Source organism: Desulfomonile tiedjei (genome assembly GCA_016212925.1).
Classification (GTDB): Bacteria; Desulfobacterota; Desulfomonilia; order Desulfomonilales; family Desulfomonilaceae; genus JACRDF01.
Genome location: JACRDF010000010.1, coordinates 190,280 through 211,527 on the forward strand (window position 1 = coordinate 190,280; position 21,248 = coordinate 211,527).

19 protein-coding genes are annotated in these 21,248 nt (G+C 55.0%); 7 read left to right on the top strand and 12 right to left on the bottom strand.

What is annotated here, in order from left to right; translation table 11 throughout:
* Positions 1-63 precede the first annotated feature (63 nt).
* From frr to rpsB, 4 genes are all read right to left on the bottom strand, one after another.
* Complete coding sequence (gene frr, locus HY913_04970; GenBank protein ID MBI4962609.1) at positions 64-621, bottom strand: ribosome recycling factor; 558 nt, start codon at positions 619-621, stop codon at positions 64-66.
* Between the two features lie 41 nt (positions 622-662).
* Positions 663-1,379, bottom strand: coding sequence for a UMP kinase (locus HY913_04975; protein ID MBI4962610.1), 717 nt, complete (start codon positions 1,377-1,379; stop codon positions 663-665).
* A gap of 3 nt (positions 1,380-1,382) precedes the next feature.
* Positions 1,383-1,982: a translation elongation factor Ts gene (gene tsf / locus HY913_04980; GenBank protein MBI4962611.1), complete on the bottom strand. Its 600-nt coding sequence runs from the start codon at positions 1,980-1,982 to the stop codon at positions 1,383-1,385.
* A 168-nt stretch (positions 1,983-2,150) separates the two neighbouring features.
* A complete protein-coding gene (rpsB, locus tag HY913_04985; GenBank protein MBI4962612.1) occupies positions 2,151-3,026 on the bottom strand; it encodes a 30S ribosomal protein S2 in 876 nt (291 codons plus the stop codon).
* A 494-nt stretch (positions 3,027-3,520) separates the two neighbouring features.
* Between rpsB and HY913_04990 the strand changes: the two genes are divergently transcribed.
* The gene (locus HY913_04990) at positions 3,521-3,736 is read left to right on the top strand and encodes a hypothetical protein (GenBank protein MBI4962613.1); all 216 of its coding nucleotides are present in this window, start codon (positions 3,521-3,523) and stop codon (positions 3,734-3,736) included.
* Positions 3,737-3,846: 110 nt separating this feature from the next.
* On the opposite strand, the gene HY913_04995 is transcribed toward HY913_04990, so the two are convergent.
* The 7 genes from HY913_04995 to HY913_05025 form a co-directional block, all read right to left on the bottom strand.
* The gene (locus HY913_04995) at positions 3,847-4,758 is read right to left on the bottom strand and encodes an amidohydrolase (protein ID MBI4962614.1); all 912 of its coding nucleotides are present in this window, start codon (positions 4,756-4,758) and stop codon (positions 3,847-3,849) included.
* A gap of 74 nt (positions 4,759-4,832) precedes the next feature.
* Positions 4,833-6,518, bottom strand: a complete 1,686-nt coding sequence (locus tag HY913_05000; protein MBI4962615.1) for an AMP-binding protein — start codon at positions 6,516-6,518, stop codon at positions 4,833-4,835.
* Positions 6,519-6,584: 66 nt separating this feature from the next.
* Positions 6,585-8,462: an aldehyde ferredoxin oxidoreductase family protein gene (locus HY913_05005; GenBank protein ID MBI4962616.1), complete on the bottom strand. Its 1,878-nt coding sequence runs from the start codon at positions 8,460-8,462 to the stop codon at positions 6,585-6,587.
* Between the two features lie 48 nt (positions 8,463-8,510).
* The gene (locus HY913_05010) at positions 8,511-9,005 is read right to left on the bottom strand and encodes a hypothetical protein (GenBank protein ID MBI4962617.1); all 495 of its coding nucleotides are present in this window, start codon (positions 9,003-9,005) and stop codon (positions 8,511-8,513) included.
* A gap of 94 nt (positions 9,006-9,099) precedes the next feature.
* Complete coding sequence (locus tag HY913_05015; GenBank protein MBI4962618.1) at positions 9,100-10,281, bottom strand: saccharopine dehydrogenase NADP-binding domain-containing protein; 1,182 nt, start codon at positions 10,279-10,281, stop codon at positions 9,100-9,102.
* A gap of 148 nt (positions 10,282-10,429) precedes the next feature.
* The gene (locus HY913_05020; GenBank protein ID MBI4962619.1) at positions 10,430-11,068 is read right to left on the bottom strand and encodes a TetR/AcrR family transcriptional regulator; all 639 of its coding nucleotides are present in this window, start codon (positions 11,066-11,068) and stop codon (positions 10,430-10,432) included.
* A 423-nt stretch (positions 11,069-11,491) separates the two neighbouring features.
* On the bottom strand, positions 11,492-13,840 hold the full coding sequence (locus HY913_05025; GenBank protein MBI4962620.1) for an N-6 DNA methylase: 2,349 nt from the start codon (positions 13,838-13,840) through the stop codon (positions 11,492-11,494).
* Positions 13,841-13,866: 26 nt separating this feature from the next.
* On the opposite strand from HY913_05025, the gene HY913_05030 reads away from it, so the two are divergent.
* From HY913_05030 to HY913_05045, 4 genes are read left to right on the top strand one after another with little or no spacing between them, the layout of a single operon-like run.
* Positions 13,867-14,976, top strand: coding sequence for an SUMF1/EgtB/PvdO family nonheme iron enzyme (locus HY913_05030; protein MBI4962621.1), 1,110 nt, complete (start codon positions 13,867-13,869; stop codon positions 14,974-14,976).
* Positions 14,977-14,994: 18 nt separating this feature from the next.
* A complete protein-coding gene (locus tag HY913_05035; GenBank protein MBI4962622.1) occupies positions 14,995-15,375 on the top strand; it encodes a hypothetical protein in 381 nt (126 codons plus the stop codon).
* A complete protein-coding gene (locus tag HY913_05040; protein ID MBI4962623.1) occupies positions 15,372-17,543 on the top strand; it encodes a hypothetical protein in 2,172 nt (723 codons plus the stop codon). The genes HY913_05035 and HY913_05040 overlap by 4 nt, the downstream gene beginning before the upstream one ends.
* Positions 17,540-18,106, top strand: coding sequence for a LemA family protein (locus tag HY913_05045; GenBank protein ID MBI4962624.1), 567 nt, complete (start codon positions 17,540-17,542; stop codon positions 18,104-18,106). Before HY913_05040 ends, HY913_05045 begins: the two co-directional genes overlap by 4 nt.
* 57 nt (positions 18,107-18,163) lie before the next feature.
* Here the strand turns inward: HY913_05045 and HY913_05050 are convergent, their stop codons facing one another.
* On the bottom strand, positions 18,164-19,252 hold the full coding sequence (locus tag HY913_05050) for an SH3 domain-containing protein (protein MBI4962625.1): 1,089 nt from the start codon (positions 19,250-19,252) through the stop codon (positions 18,164-18,166).
* 272 nt (positions 19,253-19,524) lie between these two features.
* Between HY913_05050 and HY913_05055 the strand changes: the two genes are divergently transcribed.
* Together HY913_05055 and HY913_05060 are read left to right on the top strand one after the other, a co-directional pair.
* A complete protein-coding gene (locus tag HY913_05055; GenBank protein MBI4962626.1) occupies positions 19,525-20,319 on the top strand; it encodes a serine/threonine-protein phosphatase in 795 nt (264 codons plus the stop codon).
* Between the two features lie 90 nt (positions 20,320-20,409).
* Positions 20,410-21,183, top strand: coding sequence for an FHA domain-containing protein (locus HY913_05060; protein MBI4962627.1), 774 nt, complete (start codon positions 20,410-20,412; stop codon positions 21,181-21,183).
* Positions 21,184-21,248: the final 65 nt, after the last annotated feature.

Sequence of the window (21,248 nt, forward strand, 5' to 3'; positions counted from 1 at the left end):
GCTGTAGCGAGGCTGCCGGACGGGCTTGGCGATCAGAGGAACTGTCACTCGAATGGCAGCAAATTAGATCTCCATGATCTCTTCTTCTTTTGCTGACAAGACGCTGTCAATCCTGGCAATGAGATCGTCCGTGGTTTTCTGGACACGTTCCTGAGCCCTTCGCATGTCGTCTTCCGAGATCTGCTTCTCTTTCTTCATGTCCTTGAGCATCTCGTTGGCATCACGCCGATGGTTCCGAACCTGGACCTTATACTCCTCAGCCATCTTCTTGACTACCTTGACAAGCTCTTTTCGTCTTTCGGCCGTGAGGGGGGGGAGGTTGATTCTGACAACTTTCCCATCGTTCGTCGGCGTCAGCCCCAGCTCGGATTTCAGGATGGCCTTTTCGATGTCGGTGAATGCGTTCGTGTCCCAGGGTTGGATGACTATCTGGCGCGCCTCCGGGATCGAAAGGGTAGCCAACTGATTTATGGGAGTGGAGCTGCCGTAGTAATCCACCATGAGCCCATCCAGGAGAGCCAGCGAAGCTCGTCCTGTGCGGATTCTTTTGAGGTCCTTTTGCAGGGCCTCAATCGACTTCTCCATGGAGTCTTTCATTTCTTTGTGCAGGTCGTCGATCATTTCGTCCTCTCGCCAAGGCTGAGTTAGCTTCTCCACAAGGCTTATTCGATGATGGTCCCCACTTTTTCGCCTGACAAGGCTCGCGCTATGTTTCCTTCCACATGGAGATCAAGGACTATTATGGGGATCCTCTTCCTGGACAGGATTTCCACGCTGGTTGCGTCTATTACCGCCAGGCCCCTTTCGATGACTTCCTTTGCGCTAATCACATCAAACATGACCGCGCCGGGATGTTTTTTCGGGTCCTTGTCAAAAACGCCGGGAACCTGGGTGGCCTTTACCATCACCTGGGCGTCGGTCTCGACAGCCCGTAGAGACGCGGCCGAATCCGTCGTGAAACACGGATTTCCGGTTCCCCCCGCAAAGACCACGACTTCGCCCTGCGCAAGGTAATTCAGGGCTTTCTCTCTCTCAAACGGTTCCACGAATCGGCCCACAGGGAAGGCGGACATGGTTCGGGCCGGGACTCCACCGGCTTCGAGAGCTGACCGCAGCGCCAGGGCATTCAACACCGTGGCAATCATTCCCATCTGGTCGCCGACCAGCGGAGGCACGCCGATGGATGCTGCATCGACCCCTCTCATGATATTTCCACCGCCGACCACCACGCCCAGTTGACAGCCCATTTTTCTGGCATCAGCCAGCTGTCGTGCGATCCACCTGGTCTTGTCGGGGTCCAATCCGTAACCGCGGTCACCGGCAAAAGCCTCGCCCGAAATCTTCAGCAACGCACGGCTGTATCCCCTCGGTTCGGACATGATTTACTGGATCTCGCCTAATTGGAAGCGAACAAAACGTCCGACAGTGATATTTTCTCCCAGGGCTGCGATCTTTTCCGTGACCAGGGCCGCCACGGTCTTGTCCGGCTCTTTGACAAAGGGCTGATCCATAAGACAGACCTCGGAGTAAAACTTATTCAGTTTGCCTTCAGCTATCTTTTCCAGCATCTTCTCCGGCTTGCCTGCCTCTTTGGCCTGGGTCATGTATATTTCCTTTTCCTTGGCCAACACCTCTTCAGGGACCTGGTCAGACGTCACCCATCGGGGCGAACTGGCCGCCACCTGCATGCAAAGATCTTTGGCAAGCTCTGCAAACTGTTCGGTTCGCGCAACGAAGTCGCTTTCGCAGTTCAATTCCACCAGGACGCCGATCTTTCCATTCATATGTATGTAAGAGGCTATTCTGCCCTCTGATGTGGCACGGCCCTCTCTTTTGGATGCCTTGAGAATCCCCTTCTTACGCAGATGATCGACCGCTTCGTCTATGTCACCCTTACATTCCACCAGGGCCTGCTTGCAGTCCATCATTCCGAGTCCTGTCTTTTCTCTGAGGTCTTTTACCATCTTCGCGGTAATGTCCATCTATTAGTCTCCTATTGCTGGTTCATGGGAGCGGCACACGGCCTTTTGTCAGGGAGATGTCAAAGGCCGTTCAGTCAGCCGCGAACCCAGATAAGTAAGCTTCAGATGAAATAAATTTTCTCGCTAATGAAATCACACGAGACGTGGCACAGCGATCCTTGCCATGGTCTAGGGCTTTGCCGCACCTTCTTCAACGCCTTCGTCCGCTTCAACTGCGGCCGCAGGCGGGGCCGACTCGACCGCAGCCGCCTCTTCGTGAGCGAGCGCTTCCGCAGCCGGCTCTGCCGGTGCTTCGACTTCCGCGGTCTTCCTTTCCACCGGGACCTCGGCTTCACCGATGTCCTCTTTCAGAGAGGCTTCGTAAGAGTCACGTCCTTCGATGCAGGCATCCGCGATTTTCGAGGCGAACAGGCGGATTGCTCTGATGGCGTCGTCGTTCCCCGGGATCACGTGATCGATTTCGTCCGGATCGCAGTTGGTATCCACTATGGCCACTATGGGGATTGCGAGCTTCCGGGCTTCTTTCACCGCTATATTTTCTTTCTTGGGGTCCACGACGAAGATCGCGCCGGGGGGCCTGCGCATCTCTCGGATTCCTGACAAGTTCTTGTAAAGCTTGTCGTACTGGCGCTTGATATTTACAAGTTCCTTTTTTGTGAAGTTCGTTTCCTCCGGCTTTTGCAGTATGGTTTCCAGGCTGTTGAGCCGGTCAATGCTCTGCCTTATAGTACTGAAATTGGTGAGCATTCCTCCCAGCCAGCGCTGGTTCACGAAATGCTGTCCGGCACGAGCGGCTTCTTCGTAAATAGCATCCTGCGCCTGTTTCTTGGTGCCCACGAAGAGGACGCTGTTACCTTTGGCAACAGTGTCGTGGACAAAGCCGTAAGCCTTCTTAAACAATCTGACGGTCTTTTGGAGGTCTATGATGTAGATCCCGTTTCTGGCGCCGAAGATGTACTGCTTCATTTTGGGGTTCCATCGCCGCGTCTGGTGGCCGAAGTGGACCCCCGCCTCGAGCAATTGCTTCATGGTGATAGTTGACAATTCAGTTCTCCTTTTCGGGTTGATCCTCCATCCCTCGTGACGCCCCCAGGGGACGACCCGATGCAAAGGGATGTGCGAGTTAACCGCTTATTTTGGACCGAACTGCCGCACAATGCAAGCGAAAAAACATGCCCGGAGTAAGCCCTCAGTCACGGGCGGCAAAAGATTGTCATTGCGAGCGAAGCGAAGCAATCTCCTGTACCGCCAAAGCCTAGATTGCTTCGTCGTTTCACTCCTCGCAATGACACACGGCCCGCGATTTCCCCGCGTGACTGAGGAGTTACTGCCCGGAAAACAAAATGTTAGATATCGTTTTTCCCGGGTTTCAAGAAAAAAACGTGTATGTTTCCTCAACCCACAATATCACAGGTATCCCTCCGACCACTGAGCGGGTCGGAGTTACGAGCCACGATTAATGGGAGTGGGCAGGGTTGCATTGATTTGTGCGGCTTGCGGTATCGATACTGGACTTCGATGAGGGTCAGGACGTGCGCATGGGACCACCCGGAGCTTTGGCAGAGAAAAGATTATTTGAAATCATTCCCGAACATATCAAGGTCAGACTCGTTGAACCCAACATTTACTCCGTTTACCCCCAGGCCGAGAACATCGGTTCCTATGACAAAACAGGGGGTATTTACGACGCCGTGGCCTGTAATCGTCTTTTTTATGGCGCCACGGATGTGCGAACCTCATCCGTGCACGAATGAGCCTAGCGGCACGTCCGTGGCACGATCCTCGCCAAAGCGTTTTCGTGTTTCGTTGTGGCGTTGGAAGCCATCGAAGTTGGTATGATAGTATTCCAGGGTCTGATTTAGCGTCACAACCTAAGGAGCCTTGCCGCGTTTTCGTGGTAAATCAGTTGCTCCACGGACTTGTCGCCACCGCATGCTTTGGCCACAGCGGCTATGCTGGTCTTTCGATCGCCCCAGGGCCAGTCTGATCCATATAGGACGCGCTCCGGGCCGAAAGCTTTCACGAGTGCCTTGATCTTCTTAGGGGACTGAAAAGAGATGTCTACAAATACGTTTTTCCGATGGCTGAAAAGATCGATGGTCTCCCGGTATTGAAACACCCCGGCGTGGCCGACGATAAACGCAACTTGGGGAAAAGCGGCGCACATCTTCACTGCGTCCGCCGAGGCGCCGTATTCCGGTTTTTGTTTCTCCTCTTTCTCTTCGCCCAGATAGTAAGACTGAACACCACTGTGGAAAAGGACCGGCAGTTTGTGAACCGCGAAGGCCTCCACCACGTCCAAAGTTCTCTGGCTGGAAAGAGGCTCTTTCTGAATTATGGGATGAAGTTTCAACCCTCTGGCCCCAGCGGCCACGTTATTTGGAAGTACAGCCCCAACATCTTGCTCCTGGGAAAAGTCGACACTGGTAAACGGGATGACTCCCTCATCGGCTTCCGAAGCCATCTTCAGGTCATCAAAGGTCACGTAAGGCGCTATGGGCATGCACGCGGACTTGGCCACGCGGTTCCGGTCCATAGACTGCCGGAAATTCTCCAGCGTGGCAGTCAGGTTGCGAGCCCTCGCTGCCTTGGTGACCTGATTCTCGCACAAAGTGCTGAGGAACCACTCGGAAATGGGGTTTGTATTGTACAGGCCCCATTCCGCCACGGTAATCAGGTCAAGGACCCGTTGCTTGCGCACCCCTTTTCGGAAAATCAGTTGGCCGCCGTTGGGAACGAGGATGTCGCCGAGATGGGTGTGAACGTCTATGATCATGATACCCTCCTGCGGGGAATGATGTTGGCCGGCATGGCCATTTCGACGTGTTAAGACGGCAGTATGTTTCCTACTCAGATTTTTCCTTCTTTTTTCATTCTTGCTATTGCTTCTTCTCTCAAAGCTTTTTTGAACAGTTTCTCAGTGGCCGTCATAGGGATGCTGTTTCTGAATTCTACGATTCTCGGAACCGCATACGGCGCCAAATGCTGACGGCAGAATTCCCTGATTTCCTCAGCTGTTACCTTGCTTTCGGTCCCGTCCTTAAGTTTAATGGCGGCCATTACTCGTTCGCTACCAGGCATGTTAGGATCGGGGACGCCAAAGGCGGCAGCCATAAGAACATGGGGATGCCTGAAGAGAACTTCATCAACTTCGGTCGTGTAGACCTTATTGCCCGAGACATTGACCATGTCCTTGATTCGGTCGCTCAGGTGAAAGAAGCCGTCGTCCTCCATGAAACCGATGTCGCCGGTATTCAACCAACCTTCCGAATCCAGGCCTGCCCCTGCTTCCGGCCAGTAACCTTTCATGATCTGCGGACCTCGTACCAGAATCTCTCCGGCCTCGCCAAATGGCGCGTCCTCGCCGGTAATGGAATCCACGACCTTGCATTCCGTGTCCGGCGCAGGGACGCCCAACCCGCGTTTCTCTCTTGGCATGAATCCCGTTATCTTGGAAAAGGCTGTGATGTTGAAGTGGGTCAGGGGGCCGGTCTCAGTCAGACCGTAGCCCTCTGAAATCGGAGACCCCATCTCTTTCTTGATCTTTTCAGCCACCTCCACCGGCAGCGGAGCTGCGCCACTCATAGGGATAGCGTTCAGCCTGCCAACCTTGGCCTCTGCCAGGCGCATGAGCTGTGTTGGGACCGCCGGTATCAACAAGGGACGATACTTCTTGATATATTCAACCATCAGGCCAATGTCCCGCGGGTCCGGCATTAGGATGATTCTTAACCCCAGGTATGCGGCCGACTGGGCTATGTAGTGACCGTAAGAGTGAAAAAGGGGAACCGGCAAAAAGAATGAAGCCTTACCCGCGATACCCTTAAACATGGGCTTGAAGATCCAAGGAAATCCTTGCCGCAAATTGCTATACCGATTGAAATGGGTCACCATGACCCCTTTGGGCACACCCGTGGCTCCGCCCGTAAAAGCCAAAATGGCCAAGTCCCGCTTGGGGTCGATCGATACGCGGGGCGGAAGGGGAGGGTTATTCTCGATCAATCTGCGGAACTCGTGGACACCGGCTGGAAGGGCCAAGCTCACGGGCTCAACGTTGTGCCCTCCGGTGGACGTGACGATGATGTGCTCGATGTCGCAGCGGCCTCTAACGCTCAGCGCACTTTCGAGGTGTTCCTCCCTGCAGATGATTACTTTGCTGCCGGAGGCGCCGGCTTCGTGGACCAGGCCTTCGTCCGTGCGGAGGACGCTTACGGGAACTACCACAGCGCCGGTTTTCAAGATGGCCCAGTCCGCTATGAGGAACTCGGGGCAGTTCGGAAGGTACAGGCAAACCCTATCTCCCTTGCCCACCCCAAGCTTGGCGAGGCCCGCGGCCAATCTGTCCACCTGATCTTTCAGGTCTCCGTATTTGATAGTCCGTTCCAGAAATAGGATGGCGCTCTGGCCGGGGTACTTCGCTGCAGCGTCGTCCAATGCCGTAAAGAGGGGCGCTTCCGGGTATGGCGCCATACTCGTTTCCAGTTTGTACGGCCCCAGTTTATAGCTGTTGATCCACGGCTTGTCTGCGTAACTCACGGCTCATTTCCCTTCGGTCCGGGATGATTGGGAATGTCTACGAAACGCATGACAGGAGACAGTCCTTTACGCCGGCCAGATGTCCTTGATCAGGCCTTCCAGGCCCAACTCCTTGAGCTTCTCAGGAGTGGGTTTTCCAGTCTTCAAGTCCCAGCCTCGGTACTCGTAATACGCGTCTTTGAGCTTTTCAAGCAGCGCCTCGTCAATGACCATTCCTTCAGCCGGACCCTCCGGCAGTGGGTTTTTCATTAAGCGCGGCGGGAGCGTGTCGGCTGAACGATCGACACCCTCCCGGATGCAAAATGAGCGCATCAAGTTGTACACGCGCTCTCCGGCTAGGCGAAATGCGTTTTCGTCCATGTGCGAGCCCAGCGCCGAGTTAATCAGCTCCAGGTAATCGTCGACCTCCAGCAGTAGCGCCATAAACTTGCACGCTCCGATGCAGTCGAACACCGTTAAGGCGTTTTCCAGATCCACCAGGATTTTGGCCTCCCGAGGCTTGGCCTCGAAACAGTTGTCAATCTGACTGTCAGGCACAAGGAGAATAGGCGTGTCTATAAAGGCCGGGGCCTCGATGAAGCCGGTTATGTGATCTCCACCGCGGTTGGCGGTAACGTAGCCTAACCCACAGATCTTGGCGGCACGCGGGTCGTAGCCCGGCAGTTCAAGCCCCTTAACGTTCATGGCGAAATCTTCGGAGCCTTGGCCCAGTTTTCGAGCCATGCGGCGAGTGCCTTCCGCGAGAAGATCGCCCACCCCTTCACGGAGCGCGATCTTTCCCACCAGATCCACGACCAGGTTCGAGTCACCGAAGTTGAGTTGCAATCTACCGGTATGCTCCAGGGTCAGTATTCCCTTTTCAAAGCATTCCATGGCGAAAGCGATGGTGGAGCCGGCGCTGATAGTGTCCAGGCCGTATTCGTTGCACAGGTAGTTGGCCATTGTAACGGCGTTCATATCGGAGACACCGCACAGCGCTCCTAAAGTGTTGGCGCTTTCATATTCAGGTCCTTCGCCTTTGCAGCCCTTGAATTTGCCCTCTTTGATCTCAGATCCACGGCCACAGGCGATGGGGCAGGCGAAGCAGGCCACACCTCGGACCAGGACCTTCTCGGAGAGAGCCTGGCCGTTGACCTCGTCAATCTGATCGAAAACACCGGTCTGCCAATTTCGAGTGGGATAGCCTCCCCGCACGTTGACCATGTCAGAAACCATGTTGGTGCCGAAGCTTTCAAAGCCAACCTTCAAGATGGACTCATCGATCAGGTCCATCTGCCTCTTGGCGGACTCTTTGAAAATTTGCGGTTCAGCTAAATTGATGGATGCTTTGCCGCCGCAGGCAACGGCTTTCAACCGTTTGGCCCCCATTACTGCGCCCACACCGCAGCGCCCCGCGGCCCGGTGCTTGTTGTTCATGATGGCGGCAAAGCGGACAAGGTTCTCTCCTCCGGGTCCAATGCAGGCTACACTGAGCTTTCGGCCGGCAGCCTCTTGAATGGCGTCGTCGGTCTCCGAAACCGTCTTGCCCCACAGCCCCTGAGCGTCGCACAGCTCAGCCCGACCGTCCTCCAGCTTTAGATAGACGGGTTTGGACGATATGCCCTCGACGATTACCCCGTCGAACCCGGAGCGTTTGAGCGCCGGTCCGAAATTGCCTCCCGAATTGGCCTGGGCCCAGAGCCCTGTCAATGGCGATTTAGTTACTACCGAGTAACGGCTGGAGCTGGCCGAAGCCGTTCCCGTGAGCGGACCGCTCATAAAGATGAGCTTGTTCTCAGACCCCAGCGGATCGGCGCCCTGAGGCACTTCGTCGTAGAGATATCGGGTTGCAAGACCGGCTCCGCCCAGGAAGTCTTCAGCCCAGTCCTGCCGGATGTCCTCTCTGGTGACTCTGCCTTGAGCGAGATCCACTCGCAGTATTTGCCCCATAAAACCAAACGGCATGGCCTGACCTCCGAGAACTCGACAATCAACTAATTTCTGCGGTATCGTCTATACGCCCAGTTCTGCCCGGAATTTCTTTATATGAGTGCGATACGCTTCAAGCTCGTCTGCTGTCATCTCGTCGGGGAACTGAAGTTCGAGTCGCGTGATGGCATCGACGATGGTGTTGGCATAAGGCGCGACCATTACCACTTTCTTGATGTCGCCATGTTCCAACTTGATCTTCCCACCCATAAAGTCCGCCGTGAACTTGCTCTCTTTTCTCAGAATCCTCTTCCACCCTTGAGGCGGAGCCGCCAACAGAAAGTCGCCCTCCTTGACGGCCTGCTCTTGGGTGAAGAAACCGATCCGAGTCAGCTTGCCTTCGTTAAAAAAAGCCCCGAAAATGATAGCTTGATCTATTCCCCAGTCCGGTTCTGCCTGCACCTTGAAGCAGAACTTCCATGACACCTTTTTCAGCTTCACCTCAAACTCAGGGGTTGCATTGTAGGTCTTTGCGCTTTCTTCCAGCCATTCCGGTGTGCAGTATCTGTATGAAGACATCCTGACCCTCCTGATTGGTCTTGGTGACCCTAAGAAGACGGCCGTATCCTTGCGCCGGCCACGGCTGGGCCGCCGGGCATGCGTCCCCTCGCCGTTACATAAATTGGGTGGCGATCTCTTCTACTGGAATGTCTTTCTTTAAGAGATGGAAGAAGACCCTGCTGTCCACGATTCCTTCCGGCGCACATACGCCGGTCTCCTTGATCTGCCCGTTTACGAGCATCACGGCCCCCAGCACCGCGGGTAGGGCAGTGAGCAAGTCAGCCTCCGGAGAAGAGCACCTATAAGAAATCTGTGCAGGTTTGCCATTCTTTTGGCCTATCACATCCACTCGGAGGGCGACACCCTGTACCCCGAATTCGCCGTATCGATCCACGGTTTCCTGAATCATGGTTTCCACCAGGTCCGTCGCGATGGTCGGCAATGCCAGGACAATGGCCGTGGCCACGTCACGGGCGTAGACCTTGTGATCGTTCACGGCCATCTCGGTCAGGTCGGGCAGGCCGATGCTCTTCAAGAACATGGCGATTTCCGTGAAACGCTGTGGCCACACCCCTCCGTTGTTCGTCACGTTTTTCACTCCCTTGATATATCGCGGGATGGTCACCGGTTCGGGGTGCCCGACTTCTTTGACCTCGAAAAAACCTATGGGGTCAGAGAACTCCATGGTTCTGGTCACGGACATCGCGGGGATTTCAACCCACTCACCATCCCGGAAAGTTTTTATATTCCCGGATATGGCGTGGAAGTAGTGGTCAATGATCGCCCGTCCCGTCATTTTGGGGTCCAGGGCGGTCCAAGCCCATGCAGTGTGGATATCGTCCACCCGGTCCAGTTTGGATGATGCCTCCAACGCCATCAGATTGGTGATTCCCGGGGTAGCTCCCAGGCCTACCACGATGGGAATCTCCGCGTCGCGGGCGGCCTGGTCGTGCCCAAGCATCTTGACGATAGCGTCCCCGTCGTCGCACACGTCCACCATAGGCGTCTTGGCCGCTACGGCCGCTCTAACAATTGGTTCCCCGAAAATGTAGTAGGGTCCCACATAGTTGATCACGGCATCCGCGCCCAGAAGCGTGCTCACTAGGGAATTGAAATCCCGTGCGTCCACCGCTACGGCCGAGGTGTTGCCGCCCAGTTCTTCCGCTAGAGCTTGGGCAGCTTCAATGTTATAGTCTGCGATGACAGCTTCTATTTCGGGATAGCGCTTCACCAACTCTCGCACACCACTGGCCCCGATGTGTCCTGCTCCACCCAGAGAAATAATCCTTTTCATGATGTTTCCTCTTGCTTCTTTTCCTGAACAACCATCTGAACGTTTCGAGGTATCGTTCCTCCTTCAACGGAGGCGACCTAGCCGATGTCGCATCTCAAGCAGGAGAGTGAACGATCACTCTCCAACTCGAAGAAAAATTTTTGTCAACCTAGCTAAAGATCATTTTGACGGACTTCATGAGTAGGCCGACCTTCTGTTCGTCAGTCATCTCCTCACCTTCCTTGCCGAAATATATCCGAAGCCGCATATCAAAGTGCTTTGAGGCAAGCGAATAGATCAAGAGGTTGAGGTGACTATCAATGTAGTAGGCCGCGGCTTCATCCATGATGTGCTCTTTGATTTCCCCATTCGCCTTTGCTCTCCTCACGAGATCCATCCAGAACTCATTTGCGACCTCTTCAAGCTTCCTGGAGACATTCGAGGAAAGTTCGTTCATCGCGCAAGAGCCGATATCCGTGTAGATGGCCAGGAGATCCGAGTGGGTTTTGGCAAGAAGAGCCAGGTCTCGGAAGATCGTAGCCAGAGTCTCCGAGATAGGCGCATTGCTGCCCTGATGCCTGGCAAAGAGTTTTGAGACCACGGTATCTACCATGAAGTCGAAGATCGAGCGGTAGACCGACTCTTTGTTCTTGAAGTACTTGTATAGCGCTCCGTTGGAGATGCCGGCATTTTTGCAGATATCAGCCACGTTGGCCTGATAGTAGCCTTGTTGGGCAAACACCTTGGCCGCCGCGTTGAGAATGAAGAGCTGTTTCTCCGGGGGCAATTTCCTGAAAGTTTCTTCCAACTGACAAAGACCTCTGTGGAGAGTGATCGCTCACTCTCTATACGCGCCTGGCAAAATATTGTCAACAACTTTTCTCGGATCGCGGTCAGAAAATTCGAACACTTCAATATCTTTGATAAATCTGAGGAATAGGCGCGGAGGAGTTTTCTTGATTCGCTGCGCCGCTTTCCGGCCTGAAGTTGGTATCCACAGACAAAAAAATCCCGCCGACCGAAACGGTGGCGGGGGATTCTCATACCAACTCGCGTTCATACGCGGAGTATGCTATGATATCGATGCGCGTTCAAAGAAGTGACATTAGCCATGGCCGGCAGGGGCGCCGGCCGCTACCATAATCTGGTGGCGGTCCCGCGGGACGCTGGATGCCCGCCATATTCACTTGTACGAAAGCGCATTGGTATTATCCACATCCAGAAATGACGCTTAGGTTGATCCCAATATTCCAACCAATTCCGGTCGCAGCGCGATGCCATAGAGTCGGAGGACCATTGCATCGACAAGGTTAGTCAAAGCGGTATTTGGCGCCCTGGATTCGTTTCCTGATCGAAGTATTTCCTCTACCAGCCACTGAATGATTTCCGAAATCAAAGTGTCTTCGCGGGGCCTAATGTCCGCACCAAACAGAGCCTTGACAACTTCCAGGCAAGTCGTCAGCGAGGCATTCGCCTCATTCATCAAAGACCTCAGATTCATCTGCGCGGACCTTAGAGCCGTCGATGCACCTTTCCGACGAGGTATTCTCGGTATGGGAAGCGATTCGATCTCCGCGGCCGAAAGGTAATTGTTTGTGCTGGTTATTTTGAGCCGCCAATTCAGGAGTCGGCTGTTTAGCAAACCCAGAAGATAATTCTTAGGCACGGCGGCATCTGCGATGAAGTTCGTCATGTCCCCCAGGAAGACCCCACTGGGCACAACGGCTGCTTTGAGTCTTCGCGATGTGGCCATATTCACCACGCGGCCCAGAACGATCCGATCCTTTGCCCAAGGTCTTTCTCGCACAACCGAACGGGGCATCTTGCCGGTTGCGCATGACACTCCGGGTAAGGATGAGGTCCGCTCCATGCAGTCACTGGCGTATTCCGGAAGAATCCAGTCCAGCCTCCCCGGTCTGGATGATGGATGGGAAACGCGAAACTGCATGACATGTTCCCCGCGTATTAAGGGGAATGCTGTTGGCCGAGCGGTAATGAACCGGCGATGCACGCTCAAATTTATTTCCCCCTGGTGAACGTGCGCAAGGGGGGCCAAATCCGCTGTGCCCTTCAGCGGAGGATGCGCCGAGATAGCTTCCAGAAGTCTCTTCTCGTCCTCGGATCTCAAGAGCGGTATCCTGAAATTAGTGGCTTCAATAAGGGTCCCAGGGATCTCGACCGCTCCGCTTTCCGGGATGTTGCCTTTTCCGTTCCAAAAGACAGGATGCATCTTGCTCGTCGTGCGGCCTTTCTTGAGGACAAGTATCAGCAGCGCCTGGGTCACGTTCTGAAATATCCCGGCCTTTTCGGGAATGACTACAGCGTGGCTGACTTCGGCATGCTCCAGCACCATGCGTCGCAGGGCGTCCGCGGTGGAGTCCGCCAGAAGCGTGGCAGGCAATATAAACCCGAGTGTTCCGTGGTTGGTCAGAAGGTTCAGCCCGCGCTCCAACATTAGACGGTACGTGTTGATTTTCCCGCGACATGCTCCATAAACCTGCCTGAAATACCGCTGTTCCGCGGCCCTCTCTCTCAGGCCGGATTCTTTGACCGAGACGATCTCGTAAGGCGGGTTGCCGATAATTGCATCGAAGCCGCGAGGTTCCCTGCCGAACACTTCCGGGTATTCCACGGGCCAATGGAAAGCTCTTGTCCTTTTGGACCATTGCCCCACGTCATAAGAATCCGGCGAACCCCGGCCGAAGAAGGCTTTCGCGTGCCCGCGATCAAGCTTGTTCTGGCAGGCTGAATCGAGGTTACTGTTACCCTCGCCTATCAGTGAGTTGCCCACCCTGATGCGGAGCCCGATGTCCGGGAAACACGCCGGATGTCCGCAGGCCTTTGCGATTAACGCCTTGCGGGCGATTGCCACTGCGATAGGATCCAGATCCACTCCGTATAGGCAGTTCTCAAGGACGTAGATCCTGACCGCCACATCGGCATTGAGGCCGCGGCTCGGTGCCCGGTGTAAAAGCCTGGCCCGAGTCTGTGCGACGATGTCGCATATTCGTCTGCTCAAGTGGGTCTTCCGGGACCATCCTGGAACCAGGACCCGATTGGTAATTTGGTCCAGGGCTTCAACCAGGAATACCCCCGCGCCCACGGCAGGATCCAGGACCTTCAGGTCCAGGTGATCCTCCGGGTTAATGATGCCAAGCCGGTCCAGCGCGGCCTTGACTATGAATCTGACGATACTCGGTGGAGTGTAGAAAAGGCCTTGGTTTCTCTTCCCCCTGACGCTGGGAAGAAGCTTCGGCCCTTCTTCCGGGCCAATGTGTACACGAAGGCCTCGCAAATATTCATAAGCCTGTCCCACCTCCTCAGGGGTCATAGAGGGAACGGGCAACGGCACTTGAGCCGGTTGCTCCAAAGGCCTTCGCTCAACCCCTGACGATGAGTGTTCCTCGGTTTTACGGCCACGGGAGAGCAGCCCGTCAACAAGAGCCGCCATCGAGCGCGTATATAGTCGGCTCGGATCCGAAGCTAACGAAGGATCGCTTTGCAGCACGCGTCGAATCCGATCGAGCAAGAGATGCTCCAAACTCAGCTTTTGATCACTTTTTCGGCTTCGGACAGACATTATCAAAGCCCTTGACGCGGCGTGAAATGGCCAGCATTATATGGATCGGCCGGTGCCGAGGCAATAAAGATCGGCCCGCTACCTCAGAGGAGATGAAACAGAGCTGTACCGTGGCCATGAGACTTACCAAGCCTGTGCGAAAGTGGGACCTGAAAAGCAGAGTGCAGATTTCATGCCTGTGTTTTGCCTTATTGACGACCTTTGTGGCAGCGGAGGGAATGGCGGCTAACGATGCGGTTCCGACGCCCTCTTCTCCGGCACGTACAATGGCGCCGCACAGCGTTGTACAGCCATCCGGGGACGGCCTGGACTGTCCGCTGCTTCCGGGTTGCCCTTCCGGGCCTGGAATTCCGCTGCCTCCGAGAATGAACCGACCCACAGACCCCAAGGCCCCGGCTCCTGCAGTGGACGAGAACAGCGTTGCAGAGGGCATGGGCAAATATAGGGGGATGATCTTCATCCCTGCCGGTCCGTTCGACATGGGCAGCCCGAACGGCGAGGGAAGGCCGGACGAACGACCGGCTCACCGCGTGGCCCTGAAGGATTTCTACATCGCAAGACATGAGGTGACAGTGAAGGAATTCGCCGACTTCCTCAACGCACAGGGTGAGAATTCCCGAGACGGTCTGCCTCGCGTAAAACTGGATGCTCCGGAATGCCCTCTTGTCAAGCAGACGGGTAATTTCTTTCAGCCTAAGCCGGACCTTGCCAACAAACCGATGGTATGTGTTTCGTGGAACGGCGCCATGGACTATGCGCAGTGGGCCGGGGGCCGACTTCCGACCGCGGCTGAATGGGAAAAGGCAGCACTGCTGACAACCCCGTACCCTCCGACTGACTCCCTGACAGTGCTTCCTCGAGAAGGCAGCGTGGTGGTGCAAATAGCCGATCCGGGAATTCGCGGGACCACCGGCGTGGTTGGGAACGTCTGGGAATGGTGCGCTGACTGGTACGCCCCCGACTACTACGAACAGAGTCCGAACAGTAGCCCATCCGGTCCGTCACTGGGGCAGGAGAAGGAAATAAGAGGAGGGTCCTGGGCCTCCGCGGAGGCGTCCAAAAGAATACGCAACCGGCACAGCGCTTCGCCTCGCGGCTACTTCCGCACCGTGGGCTTTCGTATTGTCAAGGACTGATTGCCCATCGAGAATCGCGTGAATCAAGACCATACCAGCCAAACACCAAGAATCCGGAGCTTTCCCGATCTGCTTAGGAAAGAGGTGCTTGCCGCTCTGGCAGGCCTGGCAATCTTGTGCGTTGTTGCAGCCGCTATTGACGCGCCGACGGGAGGACCGGCAGACCCATCCGGGCTGCCCGCTGAAAACGTCAAAGCTCCCTGGATCTTTGTGGGCATTCAACAGATGCTGCGACATCTCCCCGCTATTGTTGCCGGTGTTCTAATTCCTCTGATCGCATTACTCATAATAGCTTTTATTCCGTTTGTCTCAGACTCCGCCACCAGGCTACGGGCCGCAATCTTTTTCGGATCGTCTATTGCCGCGCTTGTCCTGACCGTTTGGGGTTATTTCTCATGAAGCAAACTCCACCGTGGTTCCGGATTGCTCTGGCGGCTACGGTTGCGGCGGTATTGGCCTGCCTGGCGTATGTGGAGTACCGAGCAAAGAACCCGGAATGGAGGTCCTTTCAGGAAAAGGGTATTGCTCTGGCCCTTCACCGCCTCGAGAACGAGTTGGCCGCAGAACCGTCGCACGAGAAAAAGGCCGCGATCCGCTCTGAAATAAAGGACTTGCGGAATCGCGAGCCTAAAATCATGGAGGTCAGGCCTTTCGGAGGAAAGCTCGATCCGGAGCGCTGCCTAACCTGCCATTTTGGAATCGAAGACCTTTCTCCGTCTCACCCCAATTCGGTTTTCGGGTGCGTTACTTGTCACGGAGGCAACGGCGCGGACCTTACCGCCCGAGGGGCGCATCTCGGCATCAGAGGCGGCCGCAATCCTGCTCGGCTTGACATAGCCGCGGCCGGCTGTGGCAGCAACCGGCTAGCTGCGGGGGCCTGCCACTCTGAACGGGAAGATCATCTTTTGAACAGGGTCGATAATGTCCCCCGTTCCATAATGGCCACCAACTCAGGAATAATCGGCATATTGCGCTTCCAATGGGGCATCGAACAGGACAGCAGGTCCGGATTTGGTATCAAGCAGGTCTCCGATGGAAAGACTGCTCTAAAAGCAATTTCACCGGAACGAACCCCTGATGGCAAGGTCAGTCTTGCCGACAGTCACTTTCGGAAGTTCTGCGCTTCCTGCCACCTCTGGACCTCGCGGCACGAGGATAGGATTGGCCGCCTCGAAGGGTGCCCGGCATGCCATGCGCCTTATGCAGAGGACGGCCGCTACCGCGGGGGCGATCCAACGGTTAACCGTGAAGCAACGGGTCATGCATCAACCCACACAATAACGAATCGAATCGGCGATGATCGGTGCAGGGCTTGCCACAATCGCAGCGCACGGGTGGCCCTGAACTACCACGGACATATGGAAAGTGAACAATACGGCACTCCCTTCGTCCGAGGCGGCCTGAACGACGAGAACCTTGGCGACGGGCGATTCTTCTTGAAACTCGTCCCCGACATCCACTACGAGAAGGGCATGGGCTGCATTGACTGCCATACGGGCCAGGACACCATGGGAGACGGGTCGGTACACCCTTTCATGAAAGATCAGGTCGAGATCCGCTGCGAGGACTGCCACGGAGGTTATTCCGAGCCGCCAAGGACCATGAAGGTGGACAAGAACGACAAGCTCCTTCAGACCCTCCTGCGATCCTCACCTTTCCTGAAAGTTTCCGAAGGCGACACCATTTTCCAGTCGTCAAAGGGCCGCCCTCTGGCTCAAATCAAGCAAACCGAAAGCGGATTCAGGCTGACGAGCAAGCTCACGGGAAAGGGGCATCCGGTGAGCGTGGTCACGGGAAAGAGAAACGGCCACACTATAAAGGGGCATGAACGGCTTGAATGCGACACCTGTCACAGCGCTTGGAGTCCTCAATGCTACGGCTGCCATCAGGTCCTTGACTTCAGCCATGAAGGAAAGGACCATGTCTCCGGCAGGGCTACTCCGGGCCGTTGGGCTGAAGGGCGGAGCTTTTTCAGGTTCGAGCGCCATATTTACGGTATCAATTCGCGAGGAAAGGTCGGGATTCTGGTGCCGGGCTGCCAGGTCTGGAACACGGTGGTGGATTCCGCTGGCAAGGTAATCAGTCCCTATGATTCCAAGGTCATGAACCTGCAGAACGGTCTCAATTCAATGGCCGTAGGACCGACTCACCCTCACACGACTCGCACGCAAGTGCCCCGTTGCATAGACTGCCATCTGGATTCCAAGGCCTTGGGCCTGGGAGAGGGTCAGCTTTCCTGGAATTCCAAGGATAGACAAGTGAGCGTGCAACCCATTTACGATTCCAGTGCATCGGGGTTGAAAATAGCTTTCCCTCTGGACACTGTCGTTGACGTCGAGGGCAAGGTCCTTCAAGGGACTTCGCACAAGCTGGCACGCGGCTTCAATTCCGGCGAAATCAAGAAAATAACCTCCATAGCGCCATGCCTGACTTGCCATGACCGGTACGACGATCCGGTCTGGGAGAAGCCCGGACCATACCAAGAGGCGCCTGCTTGCCTTGAGGCCGTGAACAGAGCCGCGCTCCCACCGCTGCCCGGGTCCTCAGAACAGGGGCCTAGACCATGAGCCTTTCCCGCTTCATTGAGTTCTGCTTTGCCTTGCTCGTGGCCTTCCTCGTCCTGGTGTTCATATCTTTCGCGAGTCTTAGACCGGTTCTGCAACAAGCGAGAAGCGAAGCCAAAGCCGAATGGAACCAATTCTTGCGAGCCGTAGCAGCCCGAAATGAAGCAATTCCCGGTCTGGTGGAGGCAATTAGGGGCTTCGAAGCAGGTCACGGCAAGCTGGCCGAGAAAATTCTGACCGCTCGCTCCATTTCCATGCGATCTAACGATCCGGAGGCTATCGTGGCGTCCGTGGATCAGATGGACGGGTTTCTTGGACAAATCGAGAAATTGGCTCAAGCCAACCAGGACCTGAGTCGGTACGTTCCGTTTGATACAAACTGGAAGCGAACCCTTCAAGCCACCTACCGGGTAACCTATGTCAGAAGATGCTACAACACCAACGCTGCCTGCTACAATCGACTGCTGATCCCATTCCCCCAGAATCTGCTTACCGCGGTGTTCGGGTTCCTTCCGTTAAGAGAGTACCCCGCGTCGCGCACAGTTTCGGGCCCTGGCGGCTCTTGATACCAACGCGCTTTCGTGGGAGCAAAATTGAAAGGTTGGGGCATTGCCGGCCGCGGATCAGCGAATTTCTCTGTTGTTTGGAATTTCTTCCTCGCCGACCTTGCGCACTCGGCCTGAAGAGACGACGAAGCTGGCTAGCACCAACCTGTCCGGTTTGGAAGGGTGAAGGTAACGAACGCTGAAGCCAGGCTTCCCTTCGAACTGATACGCGCCGATAGGAAGCACCCCGTTGAGCCTCAACTGCCAACTAATGACGCGTCGCTTGGACCAGTTCATAAAATATAGCCGAGTGTAATCGCATCCCGGATCTTTGCCTATGGGCGCGTAGGCCACGATATAGTTATTCATCGCCCCTCGGTCCTGGTCGTCGGTGGTATTCACGGTTCTCCATGCAACCATCCTCATGAAAGGGACCACGCGGGCTATGTCGTCCGGGGGGGTGAGCCTCAAATTGTGCGTGTAAATGTAACCGACTCTGCCATCCTCTATTTTTACTTTGTACCAAACGTCCTTTTTCACATCGTCGGAACCGAGGTCCGTGTGGGCGGGAGGCTCTTCCGCGGCTCCGGCCTGGCCCGCGGGTCGGCCTCTCGTGGCGCCTCCCCCGGGATTGGACCTGCGGACCGTAACAACTCTCTCATAGACTTCCAATTTCCTGTCCGGTGGGAGCACTTCAATGACTTCGTACTCACGGCCGGCCTGAAGCCTGAAGTTGGCCTTGGTCTTGGTCATGCCTTCTGCCTGTACAGGCATTCCCTCGATGGAACGTCTAAGCTCGGTAGTCAGTAAGATAATGTCCTCGCCGCCGATGACCTTTAGTTTCAGGTACCCTTCTCGTCCATCGCGCATGCGTACGCGGTACCACTCCCCAACTTTGTCGATAAGGTGTACAGAGGTCTCGGCCGGGATTTTGCGAATTACTTCCGAGTAGTCATTAGCCGTCTGGTGTAGAGAACAGGCTGTTATGGTTATTCCATCGCGCGGTGCGAACTGGCTTTTCGGTTTGAGCTTGGATTGAAGTTTGTTCCACACCTCTCGCTTGAGAGTGTCCACTTCCTGGCATGCCGTGAGCGACCAACAGACCGCTCCAAGTACGATGAAGAAGACTATTTGGCTAATCGGTTTCTTGTTTTCACCGCTATGCATCCAAGGGCCTCCGATGTTCGACACGGGAAGTAACTCTATATCTATTCATTCGATAAATCAACCTGTTCCGAGAACTAGATAAGGTTTTTGCGCGAAAATCGTTCGCAGGCAACAATTTAAATGATATTACTTGATTTCGTTGGTGAAATCAGATAAATTTCTTGGCGGTCTGGCCGTTTGAAGATGTATAGAGGGGTACCAGAGCATCCGCCCGAAACAGCAGAAGGGTGGCTGCATCACCCTAAACGCTTCCCCGGGCCAATGGAGGCCGTGTGATTGTTGAAGCCTGGGCTAAATCAGATGTTGGAAAACAGCGCACCAGTAATGAGGATTGTTACTACGTCGACCCGGACAAGAAGCTCGTCCTGGTGCTGGACGGGATGGGCGGACACAGAGCCGGCGAAGTGGCCTCGCGCTTGGCCATGGAAACATTTGTCTCGTTTTATAACGAGCATGCCCGCGACAGGACCAACAGCTCCGAGTTGTTCGAAAATTACGATCCGAACTTTTCTTTCAGCGCCAACCTGCTCCGTCAGGCCGCGTTCACGGCAAACCGAGCGGTCTTGGAAGAATCACTGGAAGAAGAACAATTCGTGGGCATGGGCAGCACCATAATAGGTGTGGCGATCGAGGACTTTCAGGTGTCCATGATAAATGTCGGTGACAGCAGGATGTACTTGATACGCAGTGGTTCTATCGAGCAGATTTCCAAAGATCATACTCTTGCGGAAGACCAAGTGGAAAGGGGCATCATGAGTCGTGAAGAGGCTCAAGAGTCCCAACTCAGACATATTCTGTCTTCTGTCATCGGGGTTGACAGCCGAGTCCGGGTACATATGGACGAATTCACGGTTTTCCCGGGCGACACGTTTGTCCTGTGTACTGACGGTCTGACGGCCGTAATGAACGAACTGGAAATCTTGGAGCAAGTTCTCAGGGATAAACCGGGTCCGGAGACAATTGACCGCATTCTTGAAGAGGTAAATCGAAGGGGCAGTCCGGACAATACCACTTTGGCGATAGCAGTGTTCCTTGAGGATGGCCCCAACAAAGCGGATGGACAGTAGCGCCTGCTGTTCGTGCTCTCGGCGGAGTCTGAGGAGAACGTATCGAGCACCTCGGATGACAATGACCGCAACGCTTTCCGGAGGATACCAATGTTTAAATTGATCCTGAAATTTCAGGACACGGTGATCAAGGAATACGAATTTGATGCAACCCCTATTACCATTGGCAGGCGTGACGACAACGACGTAGTGGTAGACAACATGGCTGTTTCAGGCCACCACGCGGTCATCGAGATGGAAGACCCGAATTATTACGTTCTGGTCGACCTGGAGTCGCTGAACGGCACCTTTGTCAAAGAAAAGAAGATAAGTCGCGAAAAGCTATTCGACGGCGACTCATTCCTTGTGGGCAAGCATCTCCTGACATTTGTGGATCGGCGCCCGGAATCCGAGCGACCCACCCGAGAGGAGCTGCCGGGACCGAAAGCCGCGGAAAAATCGTTCCGCGACACGATGATACTGGACACCCAAGCTCAACAGGAACTCTTGGCGAAACACGCCGCGGAAAAAGGTGTCGACCAGGAACAGCTGGCTGAAAAGCCCAAAAGGATAGAACTGTACGGTTCGTTGACAATCATTGCCGGTGGAACCCCACAAATCATCGACCTTACCAAGCGCCTTACAACGCTGGGGAAATCGAACGATTCAGACATCAAGTGTAGCGGCTTGCTGGTAGGGAAGACCTCGGCTCTAATTAACAAGCGGCCCAACGGGTATTTTCTTGCCTACAGAGAGGGCTTGAAAAAACCGGAAGTTAACGGCGAAGCGGTTCACACCCAAGTTCAGCTTCAGGACGGAGACGAAATAGCTATCGGAAATACCAGAATGACTTTTAATCTGCGGGAAGAGATTCTGTCGAGCTAATTCCGCGGCGAGGTTGAGTCCTTCCCATCGGTTCCGGATTCGGCCGCAAAACCAATTCGCGTTAA